Genomic DNA, 24,072 nt, shown 5'->3' with positions numbered 1-24,072 from the left:
TCAGGAGGCCCACTCGCGCAGCTGCTCGATCGCGGCCACCCGCGAACGATGGTCGGCGGCGAGCGGGGTGACCTTCAGCGTCGTCACACCGGCCTGCGCGTAGGCGGCCAACCGCTCCCTGACGTGGCCCGCGGGGCCGACGAGCGCGGTCGCCCGCAGCAGGTCGCCGGGGACCGCCGCCTCGGCCTCCTTCTTCTTCCCGGCGAGGTAGAGCTCCTGGATGAGCTCTGCTTCGGCGACGTAGCCGTACCGCCGAGCGAGGTCGTTGTAGAAGTTCCTGCCCTTGGCGCCCATCCCGCCGATGTAGAGCGCATACACGGGACGCATCAGGTCGAGCAGGCCGTCAGTGTCCTCGCCGATCGCGAGCGGCGCGCCGACGACGACGTCGAGCTCTCCGAGCTCCGGGGCGCGCTTCGCCCTGCCCTGGGCCAGCGCCCGCCCCCACACCTCGCCGGCCTTCTCCGGGTGGTGGAAGAGCGGCTCCCAGCCCTCGGCGATCTCCGCGGCCAGCTCGACGTTCCTCGGGCCGATCGCGGCGAGGACGATCGGGATCCGTTCCCGAACCAGCCGATTTATGATCTTCAGCGGCTTGCCGAGGCCGGTGCCCCGTTCAGGTGGCAGCGGCAGGGTGTAGTGCCGGCCCGCGTACTCGACCTTCTCGCGCCGCCACACCGCCCGGCAGATCTCGACGACCTCGCGGGTGCGGGCGAGCGGAGCGTCGTACGGCACACCGTGGAAGCCCTCGATCACCTGCGGCCCGGACGCGCCGAGCCCGAGGGTGAACCGCCCACCGGACAGGAAGTCGAGCCCGGCCGCGGTCATCGCCGTCAGCGTGGGCGTGCGGGTGTAGATGGGCAGGATGCCCGAGGCGATCTCGATCCGCTCCGTGCGCGCGGCGAGAAATCCGAGCTGGCTGACCGCGTCGAACGAGTACGCCTCCGGGACGGAGACGATGTCGAGCCCCGCCTTCTCGTAGTCGCCGAGCGCTGCGACCGCCTCCGTGAACCCACCGCTGTAGTCCAGCGGCATTCCGATCCGCATGCAGTTCCGCCTTCCGTCCTCGGGCCGGATGTCCAGGGCAACCGGCGTCCTGTGCGGACTGTGGGACGGCCATCCTCGCCCGTCCTGCCGGCGCGCGGGGCGACGGCGCCACGGCTGCGGGGCGAAGCCGTGTCCCGAGCCGGACCGGCCCGACACCGGAAATTCAAGAATCGACGTCGCCCTCCAGCTTCTCCCACCCACCGCGCCGGTGCTGTCACAGGCAGGAGAGGAAGGGGCTAGCGCTCAGGCCGGTCCGCGAGACCGGCCGCCGTGATGAACCGGCACCTGCAGCGTCTGATACGCCAGCCGTCAGCCGTCCGGACGAGCTCGTCCGTGTGGACGGCACTGCGCGAGACGCCGTCCGCACGGCTGACGAACAGCAGGTTCCGGGAGGTGCGTGCCTCGTCGGCGCTCAGCATCTCGATGACCGGCGAGCCGCCCAGATGCAGTCCACCGGGCGCCGCGGCCATCATCGCGCGCAGCCCTTCATGCCCGTCGAAGGAACGCCCGTACACCTGGTAGCTGCCGTCCTCGACGAAGAGACCGACCCAGCCCGCCACATCGTCGAGGTCGAGTGTCAGGCAGTACCGGGCCAGCAGGTCGCCTATCGCCACCTGGTCCTCCGGAGAGGGAAGCATCAGAACTCCTCCTGGCCGCCCTCAGCTCGAGGGCGGACGACGTCGGGAACGGGCGTGCCTCACAGCTGTCCGAAGGAGACCGTCGCGTGGCCGATCAGACGGTCGCCGGAACCGGCGTCGCCAAGCCGGACGACTGCTACCGGGGCGCCGGTCCGGGACGGCACCTGCCGCGCGGACGCGGTGAGCGGGCCGACGCGGAGACGGTCGAGATAGCGGATGTCCAGGTCGGTAACCGCGAGGCCACGATCGCGCCCACTCACCACGCGCTGCGCCGCGAGCTCGGCGGCCAGCGCCTGGACGCCGCCGTGGAGGGTGCCCGCCGGGCCGTTGGCCAGCCTCGGCGACGAGTCGAGGACAAGGGTGTGCTCGTCCTGCACGCGGGCCCCCAGGAACGCGTCGAACGAACCTCCCTCGACCGGTACGACCCGCGAGGCGCCCACGGGCATCCCGGCTCCGAGATCGAGCACCGCGAAGGTCGACACGGCCCGGCCGAACGGCAGGGGCGAACCGTCGGAGAACAGCTCGGTCTCGGCGACGACGAACCGGCGGCCCACCCGCAGCGGCTCGCACCGGAAGTGCAGGTGGCCGGTGGTCGGAGGGGACGAGAGGAGGACCAGTCGCAGGTCCATGGTGGCCCCCACCGCCGGCTTGCCCGGCCCGTCCGGCGTCTGCCCGGCGACGATGTCCACCATGGCGAGGAGCACCGAGGCCCGGACGCGGGTAGTCCCGGGCGCGAACGACTCCGGGCGCACGGGCGCCGTGGCTGTCACGGGCGGGCCGCCCGGCTCCAGCGCGAGCGCCAGCAGCCGGGCGAAGTGGTGCGCCGCGGCGGTCACGCGGGCCTGTCCATCCGCAGCGCGTCACGCCGGGCGATCCGCCACTCGCCGTCGAGCCTGACCAGCTCGTCGTGGCACCGGTGGCAGTAGCGGGCGAGGGTCGCCTGGACCGCGAGCTCGTCGACAAGCGTGGAGCCGCCCACGTCAGGCCATCGTGTAGCGGATCGGCAGCCGCTTCGGCCCCCCGACGAACAGGGCCTCCATGTACTCGGGCGTTCCGGCCAGCTCGATCGACCGCACCCGGGGGACCAGTTCCGCGTAGAGCGCCTGGCCCTCGAGGCGGGCCAGGTGGGTGCCCAGGCAGTAGTGGGCGCCGAACCCGAAGGCGACATGCCGGTTCGGGGATCTCCCGACGTCGAAGGTGTTCGGGTTGTCGAAGACGTCCTCGTCCCGGTTGGCCGACGGATAGGAGAGCAGGACCGACTCCCCCGCCGCGAGCTCGACGCCGCGTACGACCGTGTCCTCGCGGGCGGTACGCATGAACTGCTTGACAGGGGAGACCCACCGGATCATCTCGTCGACACCGGTCGTCACCAGGCTGGGGTCGTCGACCAGGCGCTGCCACTGACCCGGGCTCTCCAGCAGGGCGTGCAGTCCGCCGGCGAGCGCGGCGCTGGTGGTGTCGTGCCCCGCCGTCGCGATCAGCGTGTAGTAGCCGGCCGCCTCGAGCTCGCCGATCTGTTCGTCGCGAATCGTGGCGTTGGCGATCACCGACCCCAGGTCGTCGGTGGGGTTCGCGCGGCGGTCCTGGATCAGCGCCTGGAAGTAGTTGAAGAAGTCGATCAGGGTCTGCATCTGCGCCTGCTTGTCCTGGTTCCTGGCCAGGTCCTCGTCGTCCGCGCCGAACAGCTCCTGGGTCAGCCTGAGCATCCGGGGGAAGTCCTCCTCGGGCAGGCCGAGCAGGGACAGGATCACGTACAGCGGGTAGTGCGAGACGATGTCGGCGAAGAAGTCGCACTCGCCGCCCTGGTCGGCCATGCGGTCCACGAAGCGCTTCGCCAGCTCGGCGATGCGGTCGCGCAGCCGCCGGACACCGGCCGGCTTGAACCAGTCCGCGCTCACGTGGCGGTAGACCGGATGGTCCGGGGCGTCCATCTGGACCAGCGACCGGATCGGGATGTTCTCCCGGTCGGCGTCCTTGGGCTTGGGGCCGAGCGCGGGCCGGGGCTCGTTGATCCAGATGTCGGAGGCGCGGGAGATCGCCATGACGTCCTCGTGCCTGGTGACGGCCCAGAACGGGTTGAAGTTCGGATGCTCGACACGGTGGACCGGTGACTCACGCCGCAGCAGGGCGGTGGCGGTGTGGAAGCGCTCGTTGTCGGCGTACGCCCGCGGATCCGTGAAGACGGTGGCCGCTGCCGCGATATCCATGTCGGTTCCTCCGAAGTCGTCGATCAGGCAGGGCGCTTGACGCCGGGCGGAAAGCAGGTCGGTCCGTTCGCGAGGCCGGCCGCGCAGCTCCGGCCGGGTCAGTCGAGCGAGATCCGCATGACATCGAGGGCGTTCTCGCGGGCGATCCGCCGGATGTCGGCGTCGGGCAGCCCGCCCAGCGACTCGGTCAGGAAGTCGGCGGGCGCGCGGGTGCCCTCGGCGTGCGGCCAGTCCGACCCGAGCAGCAGACGGTCGACCCGCACATCGGCCACGAGCTCGTCGACGCGGTCCTCCCAGAAGGGAGTGATCCACACGTGCTCACCGAACACGTCCCTCGGGTGGTCCTGGAAGTAGCCCGGGTTCCGGTTGGCGGCGTCGTCCAGGCGGTGCAGCAGTTCGGGCGCCCACGCGGCACCGTTCTCGACACTGGCGAACCGCAGCGCGGGGAAGCGGTCGAAGATCCTGTGGCAGACCGCGGCGGCGTAGAAGTCGCTGACCGCCCGGCCTTTCGTGACGATGCCGCGCAACGGCGAGCGGAACAGCGAGCTCTCCGCACCGCCCGGCTCCCACATCTGTACCAGGGTGTCGTAGCCGTCGAGGCCGGCGTGGGTCGCCACGACGATCCCGGCCTCGGCGGCCAGCCCCCAGAACGGGTCGTACACTGGATCGAACGGTGAGCGGAAGCCACCGGGCACCGGAACCGGCGCGTTGCGGACGTTCACCACGACAGCTCCGGCCTCGATCACCCGTCGCAGCTCGTCGACGGCGGCCACGGGGTCGAGCAGGGGAACGTAGGGCACGGCGAACAGCCGGCCCTCGTAGTTGAAGCCCCAGTCCTCGTCCAGCCACCGGTTGAACGCCCGGAAGACTTTGTCCCCGGCCTCCGGGTCGTGCCTGAGAGCGTCCTCGACGCCCACCCCGAGCGTGGGGAACAGCAGCATGCCGGCCAGCCCCTGCTCATCCATCAGCTGGAGGCGACGCGCGCGGTCGCGGTACTCCGGCCGCAGCGGCTCGAGTTCCCCGAAGGCATCCTTGATCTGCTGCTGGCGCGGGTTGCCCCGGTACCAGTCGTACAGCGCGCCCGGCTTCGCAACGGGATCAAAGGTCGGGTTGGCGATGTAGGAGTTGAGCGTCCCTCCCACGAGCAGGCGGCGCCGGCCGTCCACCTCGGCCCACCGGACACCGCGGTTACGCAGCGAGCGGTCCTGGTACCTGGTGAAGGCGTCCTCTGCCTCGTAGTAGTGGTTGTCGAAGTCGAAGATCCACGGCTTGGTGGGCTTATTCGTCACGGTCCGTCTCGCATTCCGATCGTCGTTCATGCGGCCTGACGCCCGACGCGGCGCCGCCAGAATATCGAAGTCGACACCGATGTCGAGATATATCGGCCCTCGAACCGCGACTTCGACTGGAGGCGGCCCGCCGGGCCGAGCGGCCCGTCCCGGCCAGTCGGTCTGTCCCGTCCCGGCTAGTCGGTCTGGCCCGTCGCGAGGGCCGCCTGCAGGCCCGCGTCCACCGGGAGGTTCACGCCGTTGAGGTAGCCGGCGGCGTCCGAGCCGAGAAACGCGAGGATCTGCGCGACCTCACGGGGCGAGGCCGGCCGTCCGAGGCCCTGCCGGACCGACCAGTCGATGATCTCGTCGGTCATCGTCAACCGGAAGTCTCCGAGCAGCGGCGTGCTCGTGGCGCCGGGACAGGCACTGTTGATCCTGGTCCCCGCCCGGCTGGCCGCGCGGGCCGCGCGGAGCGTGTAGAGCTGGGTGCACTCCTTGGACAGCGCGTACGGGTCGCCGGCCCGCTCGGGGTGGGTGTCCAGCCAGGTGAGCGCCTCGTCCCAGTCGCCGATCGCCATCAGCCTGCCCAGCTCGTCCTGGTGCGCCTGCCAGCCGATCCCCGCCATCGACGAGGTGATGACGACGGCTCCGCCGGCCGGTATCCGTCCCGCGAGCCGCTCCGACAGCCGCCGGACCGCCAGGTAGTTCACGCTAAAGACCACAGGCGCGGGCTGCGTACCGGCAACCCCGGCATTGTTGAACAGGACGTCCACCGGACCTTCGATCGCCGCCGCGGCGGCGTCGACGCCCGCCCGGGAGGACAGATCGGCCTCGACGAAACGATCCACCGCAGCGGCTGGCGGCTTCCGGTCGATCACTGTGACGTGCGGCGCGCCGAGGTCACCGAGAAGCTCGAGCAGAGCGGCGCCGATACCGGAGGCACCGCCGGTGACGACGACCCGCTTGTCCTGGTAACTGAAGGGGTTTCCCACGGGACCTCCATCGGGACGATTTGTGGTGCCGGCGCCGCCTGGCTCCGTCGCGGGGCCGGCCCGCGGGAACCGTTCCGACGATCTCCTCGGTGGCCGCGGACACCACCTCGAACAGCTCGGAGCCGGCAGGGCTGGTCCAGCGCCCGTCGATGTAGAGCTCGTCGTGCCCGCTCACCGCACTCCTCCTGACAAACCCGACGACGCCGCGGCGGGCGGGGTCCGCGAGTCCGCCGGCGGGCGGGCCGCCAGGCGATCCAGATACTTCTGCCGCAGCGGAACCTTGTAGAGCTTGCCGGTGGGCAGGCGCGGCAGCTCCGCCTGGAAGTCGACGACCCGGGGAACCTTCGGCCCGGCGAGCTGCTCCCGGACGTGGGCCCGCAGCGCCTCGGCCAGCTCCGCCGTGGCCCGTACACCCTCGGCCGGCTGCACGACCGCGTGCACGTACTCGCCCATCTCCGGGTCGGGCAGTCCGAACACGGCGACGTCGGCCACCGCCGGATGCACGGCGAGACACGCCTCGATCTCGGCCGGGTAGATGTTCACTCCGCCCGAAATGATCGTGAACGCGCTCCGGTCGGTGAGGTACAGGTATCCGTCGTCGTCCACGTAGCCCAGGTCACCGAAGGACAGCCAGTTCTCGTGCTCGGGGTGCCGCACCGACCGGGTCTTCTCCGGATCGTTGTGGTACTCGAAGACGGTGCCGTCCCGCTCGAAGTAGATCGAGCCCGTCGCACCGGTGGGCAGCTCGGCGCCGTCCGGCCCGCAGACGCGGATCGTGCCGAGCACCGGCCGGCCGACGGAGCCGGGATGGTCGAGCCACTCGGCCGACGCGATGACCGTCATGCCGGCGCCCTCGGTTCCCGAGTAGTACTCGGTCACGATCGGGCCCAGCCACTCGATGATCTCGCGCTTCACCGGGACGGGGCACGGAGCACCCGCGTGGACGACCCGCCGCAGGCTCGACAGGTCGTAGCCCTTGCGGACCTCGGCCGGGAGCTTCAGCAGCCGGACGAACATCGTCGGGACCGCCTGGACATGGGTGACCCGCTCCCGCTCGATCAGCTCGAGCATCTCCCGCGCGTCGAACTTCTCCATGATCACAATGGTGGCGCCCAGCTCGTGCGCTCCCCGCGCCCAGCCGAGGGGGGCCGCATGGTAGAGCGGCGCCGGGCAGAGGTACACCGACCGCTGATCCATGCCGCCGAGCCGCTGGCACATCAGCGCGCCGCCCGCCGCCACGGGGTCCCCGACCTCGATCCCGCGCAGCGGCCGCCTGATCCCCCTGGGACGCCCGGTCGTGCCCGAGGAGTAGAGCATGAGCTCACCACACGGCTGCCCGGGAAGGGCCTGCGCCGGGAACGACGCGATCGCCTCCTCGTACGGCTCGAAACCCTCGACGGCCCCGTCCATCATCAGGCGGGTCTCGCACCCCGCCACGTCCGCCACCGCCGTGCCGGCGACGGGGGCGAGCTTCGCGGTCGCCACGAGCGCCGACGCCTGTGAGTCGCGGAGGATGTAGGCGATCTCGTCCGCGGTGACGTAGCGGTTGATCGCCGTCAGGTACAGGCCCGAGCGCACCGCCGCCCACAGCACTTCCAGGAAGCGGGGATGGTTCTCCGCCAACAGGGCGACGACGTCGCCGGCGCGCAGCCCGCGGGCGTGGAGGAGGCGTGCGAGCTGGGCGGAACGACTGTCCAGCTCACCGTAGGTGACGATCTCCCGGCTGCGGGCCATGACGACCGCGGGCCGGTCCGGAGCGGACGCCGCGTGGGTGCCGGGATACATGTGTCCTCCAGCCTCAGGACCGCGCGCGGAGTCCTCAGTCGCCATGGACGCGACCAGCTCGGAATGGGATCTTGACCTTGAGCCGCGATACCGACCTCGCCGGCGGATCCCGCCTCCGCACGGCCACTCCTCGGAGGCCGGATCACCCTGGGCCTGATGGCGAATCCACCGCCGTGCGGCGAGCGTAACTCATGTCGATATCGATGTCGACATCGACAGTGATCGCGGGCTATCGTTGGCCCGGCCCGACCGACGGCGACCGCCGCCGATCCCGGCCCGGACACCGCCACCGCCGCTGTGGGGGGCGGCGTCGCGGCGCAAGCATCACGGAAGGTACCCAAGGTGGCTCCCACGTTCCCACCCCCCGCCACGACCGACCGCTCGCTCCGGCCGTTCGACATCGGTGTGATCGACACGATGGTGGGATTCCCCCAGGATCCGGCCGCGTTGTACAGACAGATCAGGGCCTCGTTACGCGACAAGGAGTCGCGGGACGAATTCGTGATGCCGGCGGCGTACATGTTCCACGACGTGCCTGCCAGCCACCTCGCCGACGACGTCGACCCGGTCGCGCTCGTACTCGGCGAGATGGACCGGCACGGCGTCGAGATCGCCCTGATCAGCCTGAGCGCGAACACGGAGGCCGCCGAGCGCGCACTCACCGAACACCCGGGCCGATTCGTCGGCTCATGGAGCTGCGATCCCAACCGGGGAATGGAGGGAATTCGTACCCTCGTCCGCGTCCATGAACAGTGGGGCGTCCGGGCTGTCTCCCTCTTTCCGCACGGAGTGCTGCCGCAGGTGGCCATCGACGCACCACAGATGTATCCGATCTATGCCAAGTGCGTCGAGCTGGGCATCCCCGTGTTCGTGACGGTCGGGATCGCCGGCCCGCGGGTGCCRTCCATGGTCCAGCACGTCGAGCTCGTGGACCGGGTGATGTACGACTTCCCCGAGCTGGTGTTCGTCATGCGGCACGGTGCGGAGCCGTGGACCGACCTCGCCGTGAAACTGATGATCAAGTGGCCCAACCTGTACTACTCGACCAGCGCCTTCTCGCCACGCTATTACCCGGCGAACATCATCGACTACGCCAACACCCGCGGCGCGGACCGGATCCTGTACGGCGGCTACTTCCCCATGGGCCTGTCCCTCGACCGGATCATGACAGAACTGGCGCAGCTCCCGCTGAAGGAGGACGTGTGGCCGAAATTCCTCCGGGAGAACGCCGCCCGCGTTCTCGGTCTCGCCGAGAAGAACTGAGCCTGGCCACCGCAGGCTGATCCCCGCGCGAGCCGGCGAGCGGTCCACGCGCACGGACTGTCTTCATCTCCTGAGGAAGGCCACGTGAATCTAGCTTTCACCCAAGAGCAGAACGAACTCCGGCGGACGGTTCGCGACTTCCTCGACAAGACCTCGCCCGAGGCCGAGGTCAGACGTCTCATGGAGACGGTCGACGGCTACGACCCCGGTATCTGGCACCAGCTCGCCGGCGAGCTCGGAATCGCCGGTCTGACCTTGCCGGAGGAGTACGGCGGCGCGGGCTGCGGATTCGTCGAGCTCGGGGTCGTCCTCGAGGAGGCGGGACGCTCGCTGCTGTGCGCGCCGGTGCTGTCGACCGTGGTCCTCGCCGCCTCGGCCCTGCTCGGTCTGGGTGACGACGCCGCCTGCCACGACTACCTGCCCGGGATCGCCGCCGGCACGTCCGTCGCCACGCTCGCGCTCACCGAATCCGCGAGCCGTTGGGCCGGCGCTGACGGCATCACCACCACAGCCACCCTCGACGGCCACAGCAACGGCAACGGGTGGACGGTCTCGGGGAAGAAGGCGTTCGTGCTCGACGGGCACGCGGCGTCGCTGCTGCTCGTCGTCGCCCGCACCGGAGCCGGCCTCAGCGTCCTCGCGGTCGACGCGGGAGCCCCGGGCGTGCACCGCGTGCCGCGGGCCACCCTCGACCAGACCCGCAGGCAGGCCGACATCACCTTCACCGCGGCGCCGGCCCGGCTGCTCGGCGAGGCGGGCGCGGCCCGGCCGGTAGTGGAGCACGTGCTCGACCTCGCGGCGGTCGCGATCGCCACCGAGCAGGTCGGCGGGGCGGCGCGCGTACTCGACATGGCGGTCGACCACGCCAGGACCAGGGTCCAGTTCGGCAGACCGATCGGCTCGTTCCAGGCCGTCAAGCACAAGCTCGCCGACATGCATCTCGGCGTCGAGTCGGCACGCTCGGCCGCTTACCACGGCCTGTGGGCGGCGGCCGACAACCTGCCCGACCTGCCGCTGGCCGCAAGTCTGGCGAAGGCGTGCTGCGGTGACGCCTTCGTCGCGGCGGCCACCGAGAACATCCAGGTCCACGGCGGCATCGGTGTCACCTGGGAACATCCGGCGCACCTGTACCTGAAGCGGGCGCACAGCTCGCGGCAGCTCTTCGGTCACCCGGCCCACCACCGGCAGCGACTCGCCCGGTACGTGCTCGCCGAGCAGTCCGAATGAACCGGCGGGCCGGCCCGGCCGGCGGCCCGACCGCCGCGGGCATCCCGAAGTGATCGTGAACCGAGTCGCTACGAACGTGTGTGGAGGCGAAGACCCGATGCAGCACTCACCCGCACCGGCCCCCGGGCGCAGCGGCGAAGGACGAGCGCGGGTCGAAGGACGAGCACGGTTCGAGGCTCGGGTCCGCGAGTGGTTCGTGGCCAACGCGCCGCGCAAGGGATCGCCGGAGGACTTCTCCGCGGTGCACGTCGTCAGCGCGCGGACCCCGCAGGAGTACCACGAGCAGGAACAGCACGCGATCACCGTCACGCGCGCCTGGCAGCGCCGGTTGTTCGACGCCGGCCTGGCAGGCCGGTCCTGGCCGACCGAGTGCGGCGGCCACGGCGCCCCGGGCTGGCAGGACGAGGTCGTCGTGGCGGAACAGGCGAAGTGGGGCGTGTCGACGAAGATGTTCGCCGTCGCGCTGGAGATGGTCCCCGCCGTGCTGTTCGGGCATGGGACCCACGAGCAGCGCGTCGCCTACCTGCCGCCCATCCTGCGGGGCGAGCACGGCTGGTGCCAGCTGCTGTCCGAGCCGGGCGCCGGCTCCGACCTGGCCAGCGCGCAGACGAGGGCGACCCCCGTGGACGGAGGCTGGTCGGTCACCGGCCAGAAGGTGTGGACCTCCAACGCGGGCTGCAGCGACTACGCCCTGCTCATCGCCCGGACCGGGAGCCGGGAGAAGGGCCGGGCCGGCCTGTCGTGCTTCGCGATGAAGATGGAGCAGCCCGGGGTCGAGATCCGCCCGCTCCGTCAGATGTCCGGGGCCTACCACTTCAACGAGGTCTTCCTCGACAACGCCTTCGTGCCGGAGAACGGGCTGATCGGCGGCCCGAGGGAAGGGTGGGCCGTGTTGCGGACGATGCTCGCCAGCGAACGGGCCGCGATCGGCGGCGGCACGAGCGCGCGCTCCGCCACCCAGCTCGTCGGGCTGGCCAGGCAGCTCGGCTGCTCCGACGACCCGGGCGTTCGGGATCTGCTGGCCCAGGCGGTCATCCGGGAGCGCACGCTGGACCTGCTCCGGGCCAGGATCGCCGCCGGGCACGCCGTCCCGGCGGCCGGACCGACGACGAAGCTGCTCTACTCCGAGCACGCCCGGCTCAGCGCCGACGCGGCGACCACCATCCTCGGGATGGCGGTGACGCTCGTCGACGACCCGCAGGCCGCGCCATGGATCGAACGGCTGCTGTTCGCCCCGGGCCTGCGCCTCGGCGGTGGCACCGACGAGATCCAGCGGAACACGATCGCCGAACGGGGACTCGGCCTCCCCCGCTGAGCGCCCTCAGGGCAGCCCGGCCCCAGGAACGAGGACCCGGAGGGTCGTCACGGCGGAGGTTCTGCGCCCCGCCAGGGCCTGTGCGGTCCAGTCGGTCGCGGTCAGCAGGAACAGCGTCCGCCGGTCGGCTCCGCCCAGGGCACAACCGAACTCGACCCGTCCGGCGCGAGACGCCGAGGAGTGCCGGGCTGGCGTCCGGTTGCTCGAGCGCTGTCATGAGGTCAGCGCTGTCATGAGTTCCCTGCCTGCTCGGGAACCGGTGCGTCGCTCATCCGAGAAGTGGGTCGAGTCGGGTGCGGTCGGCGTCGTCGAGCAGACGCAGGGCCTCGCCCTTCGCGGGCCGCCAGAGGACGCCGTCCGCCCGCCAGGCCTCGCGCCGCAGCCGCATCTTGTCAATCTTCATGCTGGCCAGCTTCGGCAGCTCCCCGGTGACCCGGACGAAGGCCGGCCACCATTTGGGACCGAGGTCGGGCTGCTCGGCGAGGAAGGCGTCGAACGCCGCGGGATCGAACCCGGCGCCGCCGCGAAGTTCTCGCCGTCGACCCGCAGCCACTCGTTCGACCGGCCGGCGAAGTACAACCAGCCGTCGGCGTCGCGGTAGGCCAGATCCCCGGACCAGTACCGGCCGTCCCGGAACCGGGACCGGGTCGCCTCCTCGTTGCGGTAGTAGCCCTCGAACCCGCCGGTGGGGACGGTCTCCACGATCTCACCGACGGCTTCGTCCAGATTGGTCGGGCGCCCGTCCGGACCGAACGTCACCGGCGGGCATTCCAGCCCGGTCTGCGCGTCGAGCACCCGGACCGTCGGATCGGCGGTGCCGAGGGCGCCCGCGGGCATCGACGGGTCACGGCGGACGATGACAACGCCCTCGGTGGAGCCGTAGCTGTCCCGGACGGTGCAGCCGAACCGGCGGGCGAACACGCCGATGTCGCGCACCGAAGCCTCGTTGCCGATCGCCAGCCGCAACGGGCTGTCGGCGTCGTCGGGACCATCAGGCGTGGCGAGGATGTAGTTGAGGACCTTGCCGGTGTAGGTGATCATCGTGGCGCCGAACCGGCGGATGTCCGGCAGGGTGTTCGAAGCGGAGAACTTCGGCCGGGTCGCGATGGGGATCCCCGCGTTCAGCGCGGAGGACCACCCGGTGAACAACGAGCTGGAGTGGAAGAACGGCAGCGGCGAATACACCGCGTCGCCGTCGCCCAGCTCGGCGATCCGGGCCACGTGGGCGCCGGTACGCGCGAACCGCCCCTGCGTGCAGCGCACCGCCTTCGGCAGGCCCGTCGATCCCGACGTGAAGATCAGCAGGAAGAGGTCCTCGGCCCGCACCGGCCGGGCGGGCGGCAGCGGCCGCTGCCGCGCCACCCGTGCCGCGTAGTCCGGCCCGTCGACGACCAGCACCCGGTCGGCGGCGACACCGGTGTCCACCCCGTCCAACAGCGGCTGGTAGCCGGACGAGGTGACCAGCAGCTGGCAGTCGGTGTGCCGGATGAGCTGGCCGAGCTGATCACCCCGGTACGTCGCGTTGACGCCGACGACCACGGCCCCTGACAAAGCCGTCGCGGCCAGCCAGAACAGATAGTCCGGCACGTTGTCCAACAGCACACCGACGTGCGGTGGGCGGTCCCCGTCCCGGAGCTCCTCGAACAGCGCCGCCCGGCGGGACGCCTCCTCGACCAGCTGGCTGTAGCTCCACCGCTGGTCACCGAGGAGCAGAGCTGTCCCATCGTCCGCGGACCGCCGCCGCAGCAGGTCGGCGACAGTCGTCATCGCAAGGTCGGGCATGGCACTCCCCTTCGCTCCTTCGGCCGTCACCACAGGCTGGCGATGGGTTCCACCATGGCGAGGTCGGTCGGCTCCACGATCAGTGTGGTGATCGGGCTGTCCCGCCACGTGGCGAGCTGGTCGGCGATCCGGGTGAGCGGACCCACGAGCGCCAGATCGTCGACCAGCTCGTCGGGAACGGCGGCGCAGGCCGCTGCGCGGTCGCCACCCAGGTAGAGGTCCTGGATGCGGCTGGCCTCGTCGGCGTACCCGTAGCGGGAGACCAGCGAGGCGTAGAAGTTCCTGGACCTGGAGCCCATGCCCCCGATGTGCAGCGCGATACGCGGGCGTACCTGGTCACGGCAGTCGTCGAGATCGTCCCCGACGCAGGCGAGGACAGTGGGGGCCACCTGGAATCCCTCGGGTGCCTTCTCCAGTGCCTCCCCCCAGGCACCGCTCCAGCGCGTCGGGCTCCACAGGTACGGGAGCAGGCCGTCGGCCTCCGCCACGGCCATGGCGACGTTCTTCGGCCCCAGGGCGGCGATGAGAATGGGAGTGTCCGCGGCGGCCGGCATCGTGGAGCGCAGCGGACGCCCCTGCCCGGTGGAGTCCGGGCCGGTGTAGGGAACGGTGTAGACCGAGCCGGAGAACTCGAGCCGCTCGGTCGCGGCCAGGGCCTTGCGCAACACGGCGAGGTACTCACGTGTCATCCGCACCGGAGGGCGGTAGGGCACGCCGTGCCACCCCTCGACGACCTGTGGCCCGGACGCACCGAGCCCGAGCAGGACGCGCCCCTGGGAAAGCTGCTGCAGCGTCAGCACCGTCATCGCCGTGGTGGCCGGAGTACGCGCCGGCATCTGCGCGATGGCGGTACCGAGCCTGAGACGACTGGTGACCGCGGCGACGTAGGCCAGCGGCGTGAACGCGTCGCTCCCCCACGCCTCACCCGTCCACACGGAGTCATATCCCGACCGCTCGGCCCGCCGGGCGACATCGGCGAGTGATGCCGCGTCCCCGTGGATTCCGGCAAGGCTGAGCCCGAGCGCGACCTTCGGCACTGGCACGCGCGGACCATAGCCCGTATGCAACTTCGATGTCAATTTCGAGTTTCCTGCCATCGGCGCCACTACCGGGCCGCCACCGCGCCGGTGGCGCACCTCAGGCCGGGACTCCCCGGCGGAAGCGGTCCGCTTGCCCTGACGACACGCGGCCGCTACGGTCACAAATGTCAATGTCGACGTCGATGTTTCTTGCGGTGGGGCCAAGCGGTCCATCCGGACCGGAGCCACTCGTGCGCTGGGACGGCCCGCTCCCCCGCACCGCATCCGGGAAGGTCGTCCGATCCCGGCTCGTCATGGAGTCACCAGCGAAGGACAGCGACCTGGCAGCGCGGCTGCGGGATCACTGACCACCACGACCGCCGGTTGGGTCGCAAAGCCGCGGCCCAACCGGTGCACATCGCCCTCGACCCACATGCCGCCTTCTGGCGGTCGAGGGTTCACACCATCGCGATCACCTGCCCGGCGAGCCTCAACCGTGGCAGGCATCACATCCACGACATCGTCACATCGGAAATATCGATATCAAGGTCGAGGTCGAGGTCGAGGTCGAGCTAGATGTTGGCGGAGCGTGGAACACAGCACAGGCATCATGGAGGTGGAGCGAGCGTGGCGCGGGACCGCAGTCGTGGCAGACTTGCCGTCCGGCCTGCACGGCTGGAGCGGGAGCGGCAGCGACCGGGCCCGAGGGCGCCACGAGGTGCCGGCAGCGCCCCCCAGACCCGTCACCGCTCATCAGGTTCCGGCGCGAGCCAGCAGAGCCGGTTGACACGCGCCGAGAGGATCCACCGTGCCTGAACGTACCCAACACGGGACCGCGCTGCCGAATGCCCCCCGTGCGCGACGCGAAGAGGTCGAAGTAGGCAAACGTCGCGGTACCGGGCGCACCCGCCGAGGTCGTCAGAGCCGGAGCCAGCTCGTCGATGCGGCCCGCGTCGTGTTCGAGCGCGACGGCTTCCTCCATGCCAGGGTGGCCGACATCTGCGATCTGGCCGGATTCTCCCACGGGTCGTTCTACACGTACTTCGTCTCCAAGGAGGAGATCTTCCGGGAAGTGGTCGACTCTGTCGAGCTCGATCTCCTCACTCCCGAGCCGACTGGTTCCGCCACCGATCCCATCGAACGCATCCGCGCGGCCAACCGCCATTATCTGGAAACGTATGCCGCAAATGCCAAGATAATGCAGGTCATCCAGCAGGTCGCCACTTTCGACAACGACGTCCTCAAGATCCGCCTGCAACGCCACGAGGTTTTCGCTCACGCCATCGAGCGACGGGTGAGAATACTCCAGGACGCCGACTTCGCCGACCGCAACGTCGACCCCGCGTACGCCGCGCAGKCGCTCGGCGGCATGGTCGCCTACTTCGCGGACCTCCTGTTCAACACGGAGAACAGCTCCCGTTTCGATCTCGACACGGCGGTGCAACAGCTCACCATCCTCTGGACGAACGCGCTCGGAATTCGCCGACGCGTCTGATCGTCGGGCAGCACCGACCCCGTGTCCAGGGTCCGCGGTCGCCGCTTKACGGTGGGCTCAACATCGCCTCAGAATGTCGAAGTCGGCGTCGAAACTGAGGTCCCGGGCCCAAGCGGGAGCTGATGCTGTTCTGATCACCACCGACGCCGCCGAGGAGATCCGCCAGCTGCGCGACGCGCTACGTGGGACGCTGGGAACCGCTCACCAGGAACCCCGTCGATGCCGGCGGCTGACTGGCGCGAGAGGTGGAGCACCCTCGCGGAGCTCGGTGTGACCGGCTTCTGCGTCCCCGAGGAGAAGGGGGGCGTCGGCCTGCGGCCCGACGCGGCGGTGGCCGTGGCGATGGAGCTGGGGGCCGCGCTTCACGGCAGCCCGTACGCCGGACTGGCGGCGAGTGCCCGCGTCCTGGCACTGGCTGGTGATCCGGTTGCCGACGATGTCCTGTCCGGCGTTCTGGCCGGTGAGCGTGTCTGCGCCTTCGGGCACCTGAGTCGTGACAGTCGGGTGGCGCCGCTGGTCGACGGTCTACCGGAAGCAGGAGCTGCTGCCCCGCATCCGGTCCGCCGAGCACATCTGGTGCCAGCTGTTCAGCGAGCCGGACGCCGGCAGCGACCTCGCCGCACTGCGCACGCGCGCCGAGCCCGACGGCGACGGGTTCGTCGTGACCGGCCAGAAGATCTGGAGCACCGACGCCCAGTGGGCTGACATGGGGATCCTCGTCGCCCGCACGGATCCGGCTGTCGAGCGCCACGCCGGGATCACCGCGTTCGTCGTCCCGATGAACCCGCCCGGCATCGAGGTCCGGCCCATCCGCGAGATGACCGGTTTCGCCGAGTTCTGCGAGGTGTTCCTCGACGGTGTCCGCCTCGGCCGCGAGCACGTGCTGGGCGAGGTGAACGGCGGCTGGAAGGTCGTGGCCTCGGGCCTGGCCTCCGAGCGGGCCTTCGTCGGCGCCAACGCGGTTCAGCTCGAGCGCATGTTCGCCGACCTGGTCTCCCTGGCAGCCGCCGCCCGCCAGCCCGACGGCACGACAGCCCTCGAGCACGAAGACGTCCAGGCTCAGCTCGCGACGGCCCTGGCGCGGGTGGAGGAGGTCAAGCTCATCGTGCGCGACACCGTCGACCGGATTCTGGCCGACGACGAGCATCCGAGCGACGGTCCCGTCGCGAAACTCGCCTACACGGAGACGAACGTAGCGCTGACCGAACTCGCGATGCAGCTCCTCACCTCGTCGACGTCCATCGACGACAGCGGCCACGAGGTCGCCGACCGCTGGTATCACAACTATCTCCGGGGTCGTGCCCTGACCATCTCCGGTGGCGCCTCAGAAATCATCCGCGGCATCATCGGCCGGCAACTCCTCAGCCTTCCCCGGGCGTAACCGCGACGGCAGACCCACGCGCACCCCATCCACAGCACAGGGTGACGACTGAGCGACGCATCCACACCGAGGGGCCTCCCGGCCGGGCCCTCGGGTACCGATGTGTCCCTTGACCTACGGCTGCGTGTACCTTAATTTCTCCCGGCAGGGAATAAGTGCGGTCCCGGGAACCCGCTCTCCACGACCTAAGATCCGCGCATCCGAAAGGCCGAGACGTGAGCACACTGCTCGATGTCGAAGACCTCGTGGTCGACTRTCCGGTCAGAGGTTTTCGCAAGAGCCCGGTCCGAGCACTGAGGGGTGTGTCGGTCGACGTCCGCCCTGGCGAGTGTCTAGGCATCGTGGGCGAGTCCGGATCCGGCAAGACCACGCTCAGCCGTGCGGTGCTGGGGCTCGCACCGGTGGCCTCGGGTTCGATCCGTCTCAAAGGGCAGGACATCGTCCGGCTGTCCCGGGGCAGGCGGCAGCGCCTCGCAGACAAGATCCAGGCTGTTCTCCATGACCCGTACAGCTCGCTCGATCCGGCGCTGACGGTTGAGACGTCCCTTGCCGAGCCACTGCGCGCCCAGCGGGTCCCGGTCGCCGCGGCTGCCCGACGGGTGCGGGAGCTGCTGGACCAGGTCGGTCTCCCGGCGAGTGCGGGCCGACGGCTACCACGCGAGTTCTCGGGCGGCCAGCGTCAGTGCCTCGCCGTCGCCCGCGCGATGGCCCTCTCCCCCGAGCTGATCATCTGCGACGACCCGGTGTCGGCCCTCGACCCGCCGTCCCAGTGGGCGGTCCTCGACCTGCTCGTGGAGCTCCAGAACACCACCGGCGTCGCCTACGTGTTCATCTCCCACGACCTCGCGGTGGTGCGGCACGCTTCGCATCGAGTGGCCGTGCTGGAGCACGGAGAGGTCGTGAAGCGGATCGACGGCGACAGAGTCGCCGGCGCGTGGCACCGATGCCCGCAGCGGCAGTTCCCGGCCGCGCCCGTCCCGGACACGAGGTTGCGGGCGGAGTGCCGCGCCAGTCAACCGCAGTCACTCCAGCGGCCAGGCCGGGATGATTCGCTCCCGCAGGTCCGGAGACTCGGGGAGTCGAACGCGCTGCCCTTGCCGGCCTGGGGTGACACTGACGGAAGGCGGCTGCGAGGTCCGCATGGAGAACGCGGTCGGCGGTTCGCTGGCCGCGGCGGCGGTAACCCGGGCCGACCTCCTCGCGAGTCACCCCGTCGGCATGGCCGGCGTCCTTCCAGGGCCAGCGGGACCGGACCCGCCCGGCCCATCCCACAGCGATCATGGTCCTGGCGAGGAGACCGCCCGACCTGTTACCGACGCCGACGGCGGAGCTGACAGCGACGCCGATCCGCCACCCGGATCAGGAGTTCCCGCCCGGTGACGGGGTTCTGGCAAGAAGGCGTTCCAGGCCGGCCACGATGAACTCGAGTTCAAGCTCGAAGGGTGACTCCTGCGGGTCGTCCGGGGACTGCTCCCGGGCGAGGACCCGCCGCAGGTGGGGAAGCCGGTCGTCGGGAAGCTCGGCGAGGATGCGCTGAACCTCGGTGAGCGTGGGGTGCCGGGCGAAGCGTGCGGCGAAGAGAATGTCCTTGGCGTTGGTGAACACCACGCGGGTGATCAGGGCGAGGGCATGGCTGGCACCGGTCTCGTCGAAGCCGGCGTCGAGCAGCCTGGCGAGCAGCGCGTCGGCCGGAACCAGGACGCCGGCTCCGGGAAGTCTGTCGATCAGGAGCGACAGCGAGGCCTCGCGCAGCAGCACACGGCGCACCCCGCGTGCGTAGACGCGGACGGCCTCCTGCCAGCTGTCCTCGGGGATACGCAGGTGCTCCAGCTCGGCTGCCAGGGTCTGCGCGGTGACGAGCTCGAGGAGCTCCTCTCGACCGGACACGTAGTAACTGACTGCCTTACGGTCCGCTCCGAGACGGTCGGCGACCGCCTGGAGTGTAAGGCTGTCCGGATCGAGGGCGATCGCGGCGTCGATGACCATCTGCCGGTTGAGGCGCGGTGGCCGGCCAGGACGGCGGCGGGGACGCTCATGCCTGGGCGTCTGGCCGACGTCCTGCGTCGCAGGGTTGGTGCTGTCCACTACCACGTTCTACAGGTTCCAGGGGCACCCGATCCGGCGCAGCGTGGGTCGGCAGGCACCGCGACTGGTGCGCATTCAGCGCAGTGTCAGCTCCCGGGCGTTCTCGAGCATGATCCGCCGCTGGGCCTGCGCCGAGAAGCCGCCCGGACCGGCGAGAAAGTCCTTCGGCCGTCCGTCGCACACGCGTCCTCGGTGGACTGATCAATGAGTGCCGCGACTCCGCCTGACGACACCCCCGACAACCACGCCAACTACAGAAGACCAGCGCACAGACCGAAACCCGGATTCTGGAGCCCCGCAGGTGGGCGGGCGTGAGACGCCAGGCATTCACTAGCCGGGCCGCGACGTCCGCCTGGATGTGGTCGGTGTTACTGGGCCGCGTGGCGCTGTGGTACTCGGGTCTTGGAGCGATGCGGTGATGACCTCACCGCAAAGGGCTTGGACTTTGGCCGGATCGGCGGCGCCGGGATGCGCGAGGGAAAGGGCTGCGATGCCCCGGGCCATCCCCATGACGAGCACGGCAGCGGCGTCGGCGTCGGCATCGGCGCGGATCGATCCGTCCTGTTGACCGGCTCGGATGGTCTCGGCGAGGTCGCGATGTGTTTGCCGGTCTGCGTGGACGACGGCGGGCAGCGGGGAGTCGGACGGGAACGTCGCGCCCCACATCACGACCACAGCGCGCTCCTCGGGTGCGTCGGCGGCGACGAAGACCTCGAGGTAGGTCTCGATCGTCACACGAAGCGCCTCGAGGGCGGAGAGCTCCTCGGCTCGCCGGTCGGTGCGCTCGAGGGCCTCGGCCGTTGCCTCGAGCGTGCGCTCGTGGGCGCGCTCGGCCAGCCGGGTGATCAAGCCCTCTTTCGACCCGAAGTGGTAGGCGGGCATCTCTCGGCTCGTCCCAGCGCGCGCGCCGATGCTGCGCAGCGACGTCCGCTCGAACCCGCGCTCCGCGATCAGTTCGGCCGCGGCTCGCAGCAACGCTGCTTCGGACGCGGCGCGGCGCTCGACTTGCGTTCGCCGCTGCGGATGCCCAGCCACCGTCACGGCGGTGACGATAACAAATTCCTGGCACGTGCCAGAGAAGTGCTAACTTATCGGGCACGCGCCAGGTAACACTGGCTCAGTCAACTGGGGAGGCTCGGTTGCCGCGTGCGATCGTGTTCAACGGTGATGAGACCTGGCAGCTCCGCGAGATCCCGAAGCCCAGGCTCCGGCCCGGCTGCGCCGTGCTCCGGGTCGAGCGGTCGGGATCTGTCACAGCGACGTCGACCAGTTCAGGGGCCATGCGCCGGTGCCGTCGGGAGGCGTGTTCCCCACGGTTCCGGGCCATGAGATCGTCGGCCGGATCGAGCAGATCTCACCCGCCGCGGCCGCGGAGTTCAGCGTGCAGGAGGGGGACCGGGTAGGCGTCCGCTCCTACGTCGCGACGGCCGACGGGAGATCGCGCGTCTACGGGTTCGGCTTCCCGGTCGATGAGGCGTCCGGGCTGTTCGGCGGTTACGCCGACTACATGGAGCTCGTGCCGGGCTCTGAGGTGCAGAAGCTCCGCGACGACCTGCCGGCGACCGAACTCACCGTCTACGAGTGCCTGTCCAACTCGGCGACCTTCGTACGCCCCGCGGAACCCGGGGAATCACTGCTCGTCCTGGGTCCGGGCCACATGGGCGTCACCGCCAGCCTCGCCGTGGTYGGCGGGGCCCGAGGACCGCGATTATGAGAGGGAGAACGATGGAACGACTGTCGATCGAGCCGCTGAGCGTGATGGGACTTCCACCGGTGGAATCCGTCGGCCTGGCCGCCGACCTCGGGCTCCAGTACGTGGCGCTCGCCCTGAGCGCCTTACCGAATCCCTACGGCCACCCACCCTTCTCACTCCGGGACGATCTCGCCCTGCGGCGCGAGACGCTCGCCGCCCTGCACGATCGGGGCGTGACGGTTTCGCTGGGCGACGGGTTCGTGCTACATCCCGGCATGGACATCCGTGACCTCGCCGGCGACGTCGCCATCGTGGCCGAGCTCGGTGCCCAGCGGATCAACACCGTCACCTTCGATCCGGACTTCGGCCGCAGCGCCGACCAGTTCGGCGTGCTTGCCGAGATGGCCGCCGAGTTCGGGCTGGAGACGACGCTGGAGTTCTCGCCCGGGCTCGCGATCGCCGACCTCCCCACGGCGCTCGCCGCCGCCCGGGCGGTGGGGAGGCCGGACTTCCGTCTCCTCATCGACACGATGCACCTCGTGCGGTCCGGCTCCGGCCCGGCCGAGGTCGCCGCCGTCGACCCTGACCTGATCGGGTACATCCAGCTCAGTGACGCTCCGCTTGTGCCCACCATCCCCGACTACATGGAAGAGGCGTGTTTCGAACGGATGGTGCCGGGCGCCGGCGAGCTGCCACTGCTCGAGATACTCGAGGCGCTGCCGCGCCACCTGGTGATCGGACTCGAGGTGCCTCTCCGCTCGCAGGCCGACGCCGGTGTCGGTCCCCACGACCGGCTCGGCCGGTGCGTCGACGCCGCCCGGAAGCTCCTCGTCCAGGTGGACAACCGATGAGGGACGGTCGAGGGCCGGCGCGCACCGAGACGACAGCTCGGCCGCTCGGTACAGGCCACCAGCCCGGGGTGGGCCCGACCGCGCACCGACCGGATCCCGGAGCCGTCGGCGTGAGTCCTCGGCGCATCGGCAGCCTGGAGGTATCCGTCGTCGGTCTCGGCGGCAACAACTTCGGTACGGACTTCTTCGGCGCTGGCTGCGACGAGCGCGAGGTCGATCGGATCGTCCACGCCGCCCTCGACGCGGGCATCAACCTCTTCGACACCGCCGAGGAATACAGCATCACGTCCTTCCTGGGCGAAGGGCACTCCGAGGAGCTGATCGGGGCGGCGCTCGGCCGGCGGCGGGACGAGGCGATCATCGCCACGAAGTTCCTCAACCAGAGTGAGGCCGACCCGGATCAGCGGGGCGCAGCGCGCATCGTGGCTGCCGTCGAGGCCAGCCTGCGGCGGCTCGGGACGGACCGGATCGACCTCTACCAGCAGCACCAGCCCGACCCCGCCACACCGGTCGAGGAGATCCTCGAAGCGCTCGACCGGCTGGTGCGCGCCGGCAAGGTGCGCGAGGTCGGTTGCAGCAACTTCAGCGGCAAGATGCTGGACGACGCCACCGAGACCGCGGCTCGGTCGTCGTTCTCGCCGTACCGGTCCTGTCAGGTGCAGTACAGCGTGCTGGAGCGCCCCCACGAGGACGTGCTCGGGGCGGTGGAGCGCAATGGCATGACCGTCCTTGCCTACTTTCCTCTCGCCAGCGGACTCCTCACTGGCAAGTACCGCCGGGGTGAACCACCGCCGCCGAACGCACGGCTCGGTGCCGACGCGCCGGTCAGTACCATGCTCCGCCAGGGGATCATGGCCCGCCGCCCGCCGCTGTCCGACGAGCGGCTCGCCACCGTCGAGCAGCTGTCAACCTTCGCCGAGGAACGAGGGCACTCTCTGCTCGAGCTCGCGATCTCGTGGCTCGCCTCCCAGCCAACCGTTGCGTCGGTCCTGACCGGCGTCACGAAGCCCGAGCAGGTCATCGCCAACGCCTCCGCCGCCGGATGGCGGCTCACCTCCGAGGAACTGGCGGCCGTCGACGCGATCGTCGCTCAGGAGTCCGAGGCTCCATGAGCCTGTCTGATTGTCGTCGATGGGCTCGAGCAGGCTGCTCGTGGCGTGGAGTGACGCGGTGGCCCGCCCCAACGCGTCGTCCCCCGACTCCGGCCGCAGGGCCGCTCCCGCCCCATCCGCGCAGGTAGGTCTCGTGCACGTGACGGAGGAGCGGCAAGGGGATCGGACGACGGTAGCCGGCGCCTGGCTGCGTACCGGCGGATGCGCAGCCAGGCCGGGGGCGTGCAACGCACACGGCGACTGCCGTCGGGTACGCGGCGCGGGCTACTTCGGCGAGGCCCCCATTCCAGTCGATGCAACACCGCATTTCGTGGTTTAAAGCGGCCAAGGCTTCACCACGATCATCGTCGATGGAGTGCGGCCGGTGCACTTCCGCGATCCGGCCGAAAACCGCTGGAACTGCGCGGCGGCTAGACCAAAGGGAGCATCCGACGAAAGCTGGTAGCTAGTAGACTGTAAACCAAAATTCTTTCCGATGACACATAACTAAAGTCGTCACAAGTTGTTGGCGAGCAGCTTCCTGAATTCCCGGTGGAGTACCTCCACCTTGGCTACGATCTCTTCTGCGGTGGCTGTCCACTCGAACGGATGGGCGTCCCAGTTCCAGTTCTCGACATAGTTGTTGATGGTGTTGACGAGGTCCTGGACCGAGACGAACGCCCCGTGCTGGAGTGCGTGCCGRGTGAGAATACCGAACCAGTTCTCGACCTGGTTGAGCCATGAACTGCCGGACGGGGTGAAATGGAACGTGACGTTCTTGTGCCTGCGCAGCCATGTGTCGACGTCGGGGCCGTAGTGGGTGGCCAGATTGTCGACCACTACATGGAGCTCCGCACCGCCGTATTCCGCGATGACCTGGTCCATGAACGTGAGGAAATCGGCCCTGGTGTGGCTGGGGAAGCACCTGGCGGTGAC

At 70.0% G+C, this 24,072-nt stretch carries 23 protein-coding genes and 1 pseudogene; 10 read left to right on the top strand and 14 right to left on the bottom strand.

The features are described 5' to 3' along the window. From BBK14_RS23695 to BBK14_RS23665, 8 genes are all read right to left on the bottom strand, one after another. Positions 1–1,041: an LLM class F420-dependent oxidoreductase gene (locus BBK14_RS23695; RefSeq protein ID WP_071065464.1), complete on the bottom strand. Its 1,041-nt coding sequence runs from the start codon at positions 1,039–1,041 to the stop codon at positions 1–3. A 236-nt stretch (positions 1,042–1,277) separates the two neighbouring features. Continuing rightward, the gene (locus BBK14_RS23690) at positions 1,278–1,679 is read right to left on the bottom strand and encodes a nuclear transport factor 2 family protein (protein WP_071065463.1); all 402 of its coding nucleotides are present in this window, start codon (positions 1,677–1,679) and stop codon (positions 1,278–1,280) included. Positions 1,680–1,738: 59 nt separating this feature from the next. Beyond that, positions 1,739–2,515, bottom strand: a complete 777-nt coding sequence (locus BBK14_RS23685; protein WP_071065462.1) for a hypothetical protein — start codon at positions 2,513–2,515, stop codon at positions 1,739–1,741. Beyond that, positions 2,512–2,658, bottom strand: coding sequence for a hypothetical protein (locus tag BBK14_RS39100; RefSeq protein ID WP_198541410.1), 147 nt, complete (start codon positions 2,656–2,658; stop codon positions 2,512–2,514). Before BBK14_RS39100 ends, BBK14_RS23685 begins: the two co-directional genes overlap by 4 nt. 1 nt (position 2,659) lies before the next feature. Continuing rightward, positions 2,660–3,886: a cytochrome P450 gene (locus BBK14_RS23680; RefSeq protein WP_071065461.1), complete on the bottom strand. Its 1,227-nt coding sequence runs from the start codon at positions 3,884–3,886 to the stop codon at positions 2,660–2,662. Between the two features lie 98 nt (positions 3,887–3,984). Beyond that, positions 3,985–5,175 (bottom strand): amidohydrolase family protein, encoded by a 1,191-nt coding sequence (locus BBK14_RS23675; RefSeq protein ID WP_241831795.1) that lies wholly within the window; start codon positions 5,173–5,175, stop codon positions 3,985–3,987. Between the two features lie 176 nt (positions 5,176–5,351). Then, entirely contained in the window at positions 5,352–6,149 is a 798-nt protein-coding gene (locus BBK14_RS23670; protein WP_071065459.1) for a coniferyl-alcohol dehydrogenase, read from the bottom strand. A 171-nt stretch (positions 6,150–6,320) separates the two neighbouring features. Then, the gene (locus BBK14_RS23665; RefSeq protein WP_083391203.1) at positions 6,321–7,934 is read right to left on the bottom strand and encodes an acyl-CoA synthetase; all 1,614 of its coding nucleotides are present in this window, start codon (positions 7,932–7,934) and stop codon (positions 6,321–6,323) included. 342 nt (positions 7,935–8,276) lie between these two features. Here BBK14_RS23665 and BBK14_RS23660 point away from each other — a divergent pair, with 342 nt between their 5' ends. From BBK14_RS23660 to BBK14_RS23650, 3 genes are all read left to right on the top strand, one after another. Further along, a complete protein-coding gene (locus tag BBK14_RS23660) occupies positions 8,277–9,197 on the top strand; it encodes an amidohydrolase family protein (protein ID WP_241831794.1) in 921 nt (306 codons plus the stop codon). An 84-nt stretch (positions 9,198–9,281) separates the two neighbouring features. Continuing rightward, positions 9,282–10,424, top strand: coding sequence for an acyl-CoA dehydrogenase family protein (locus tag BBK14_RS23655; RefSeq protein WP_071065457.1), 1,143 nt, complete (start codon positions 9,282–9,284; stop codon positions 10,422–10,424). Between the two features lie 97 nt (positions 10,425–10,521). Continuing rightward, on the top strand, positions 10,522–11,739 hold the full coding sequence (locus BBK14_RS23650; RefSeq protein ID WP_071065456.1) for an acyl-CoA dehydrogenase family protein: 1,218 nt from the start codon (positions 10,522–10,524) through the stop codon (positions 11,737–11,739). A gap of 268 nt (positions 11,740–12,007) precedes the next feature. Here the strand turns inward: BBK14_RS23650 and BBK14_RS41395 are convergent, their stop codons facing one another. From BBK14_RS41395 to BBK14_RS23640, 3 genes are read right to left on the bottom strand one after another with little or no spacing between them, the layout of a single operon-like run. Then, entirely contained in the window at positions 12,008–12,142 is a 135-nt protein-coding gene (locus BBK14_RS41395; protein ID WP_275078510.1) for a hypothetical protein, read from the bottom strand. Next, on the bottom strand, positions 12,139–13,521 hold the full coding sequence (locus BBK14_RS23645) for an AMP-binding protein (RefSeq protein ID WP_241831793.1): 1,383 nt from the start codon (positions 13,519–13,521) through the stop codon (positions 12,139–12,141). Before BBK14_RS23645 ends, BBK14_RS41395 begins: the two co-directional genes overlap by 4 nt. 26 nt (positions 13,522–13,547) lie before the next feature. Next, positions 13,548–14,564 carry an LLM class F420-dependent oxidoreductase gene (locus tag BBK14_RS23640; RefSeq protein WP_241831792.1) on the bottom strand — a complete coding sequence of 339 codons (1,017 nt, stop codon included), beginning with the start codon at positions 14,562–14,564 and terminating at the stop codon, positions 13,548–13,550. A gap of 784 nt (positions 14,565–15,348) precedes the next feature. Between BBK14_RS23640 and BBK14_RS23635 the strand changes: the two genes are divergently transcribed. The 4 genes and pseudogenes from BBK14_RS23635 (at position 15,349) to BBK14_RS40515 (ending at position 18,750) form a co-directional block, all read left to right on the top strand. Next, positions 15,349–16,035 (top strand): TetR/AcrR family transcriptional regulator, encoded by a 687-nt coding sequence (locus BBK14_RS23635; protein ID WP_071065454.1) that lies wholly within the window; start codon positions 15,349–15,351, stop codon positions 16,033–16,035. Positions 16,036–16,254: 219 nt separating this feature from the next. After that, a pseudogene (locus tag BBK14_RS40520) lies at positions 16,255–16,353 on the top strand (hypothetical protein); the annotation flags it as partial. Positions 16,354–16,528: 175 nt separating this feature from the next. Beyond that, positions 16,529–17,416 (top strand): acyl-CoA dehydrogenase family protein, encoded by an 888-nt coding sequence (locus tag BBK14_RS23625; protein WP_241831791.1) that lies wholly within the window; start codon positions 16,529–16,531, stop codon positions 17,414–17,416. Between the two features lie 341 nt (positions 17,417–17,757). Continuing rightward, positions 17,758–18,750, top strand: a complete 993-nt coding sequence (locus tag BBK14_RS40515) for an ABC transporter ATP-binding protein (protein ID WP_241831790.1) — start codon at positions 17,758–17,760, stop codon at positions 18,748–18,750. Positions 18,751–18,775: 25 nt separating this feature from the next. Here BBK14_RS40515 and BBK14_RS23615 read toward each other — a convergent pair whose 3' ends face one another. Further along, positions 18,776–19,501, bottom strand: a complete 726-nt coding sequence (locus BBK14_RS23615; protein WP_083391202.1) for a TetR/AcrR family transcriptional regulator C-terminal domain-containing protein — start codon at positions 19,499–19,501, stop codon at positions 18,776–18,778. Positions 19,502–19,831: 330 nt separating this feature from the next. After that, positions 19,832–20,476: a TetR/AcrR family transcriptional regulator gene (locus BBK14_RS23610; protein WP_338045492.1), complete on the bottom strand. Its 645-nt coding sequence runs from the start codon at positions 20,474–20,476 to the stop codon at positions 19,832–19,834. Between the two features lie 313 nt (positions 20,477–20,789). Here BBK14_RS23610 and BBK14_RS39095 point away from each other — a divergent pair, with 313 nt between their 5' ends. From BBK14_RS39095 to BBK14_RS23595, 3 genes are all read left to right on the top strand, one after another. Further along, the gene (locus BBK14_RS39095) at positions 20,790–21,215 is read left to right on the top strand and encodes an alcohol dehydrogenase catalytic domain-containing protein (protein WP_241831789.1); all 426 of its coding nucleotides are present in this window, start codon (positions 20,790–20,792) and stop codon (positions 21,213–21,215) included. An 11-nt stretch (positions 21,216–21,226) separates the two neighbouring features. Further along, positions 21,227–22,045: a sugar phosphate isomerase/epimerase family protein gene (locus tag BBK14_RS23600; protein WP_071065483.1), complete on the top strand. Its 819-nt coding sequence runs from the start codon at positions 21,227–21,229 to the stop codon at positions 22,043–22,045. Positions 22,046–22,155: 110 nt separating this feature from the next. Continuing rightward, the gene (locus tag BBK14_RS23595; protein WP_071065482.1) at positions 22,156–23,157 is read left to right on the top strand and encodes an aldo/keto reductase; all 1,002 of its coding nucleotides are present in this window, start codon (positions 22,156–22,158) and stop codon (positions 23,155–23,157) included. 495 nt (positions 23,158–23,652) lie between these two features. On the opposite strand, the gene BBK14_RS23590 is transcribed toward BBK14_RS23595, so the two are convergent. Then, positions 23,653–24,072 (bottom strand): transposase (locus BBK14_RS23590; protein WP_198541409.1); only part of this gene is annotated, 420 nt, incomplete at its 5' end.

Source organism: Parafrankia soli, assembly GCF_001854695.1.
In the GTDB taxonomy this organism is placed as follows: Bacteria; Actinomycetota; Actinomycetes; order Frankiales; family Frankiaceae; genus Parafrankia; species Parafrankia soli.
Note: the sequence above shows the minus strand (reverse complement) of the source record. Positions and strands in the feature narration are given on the sequence as shown.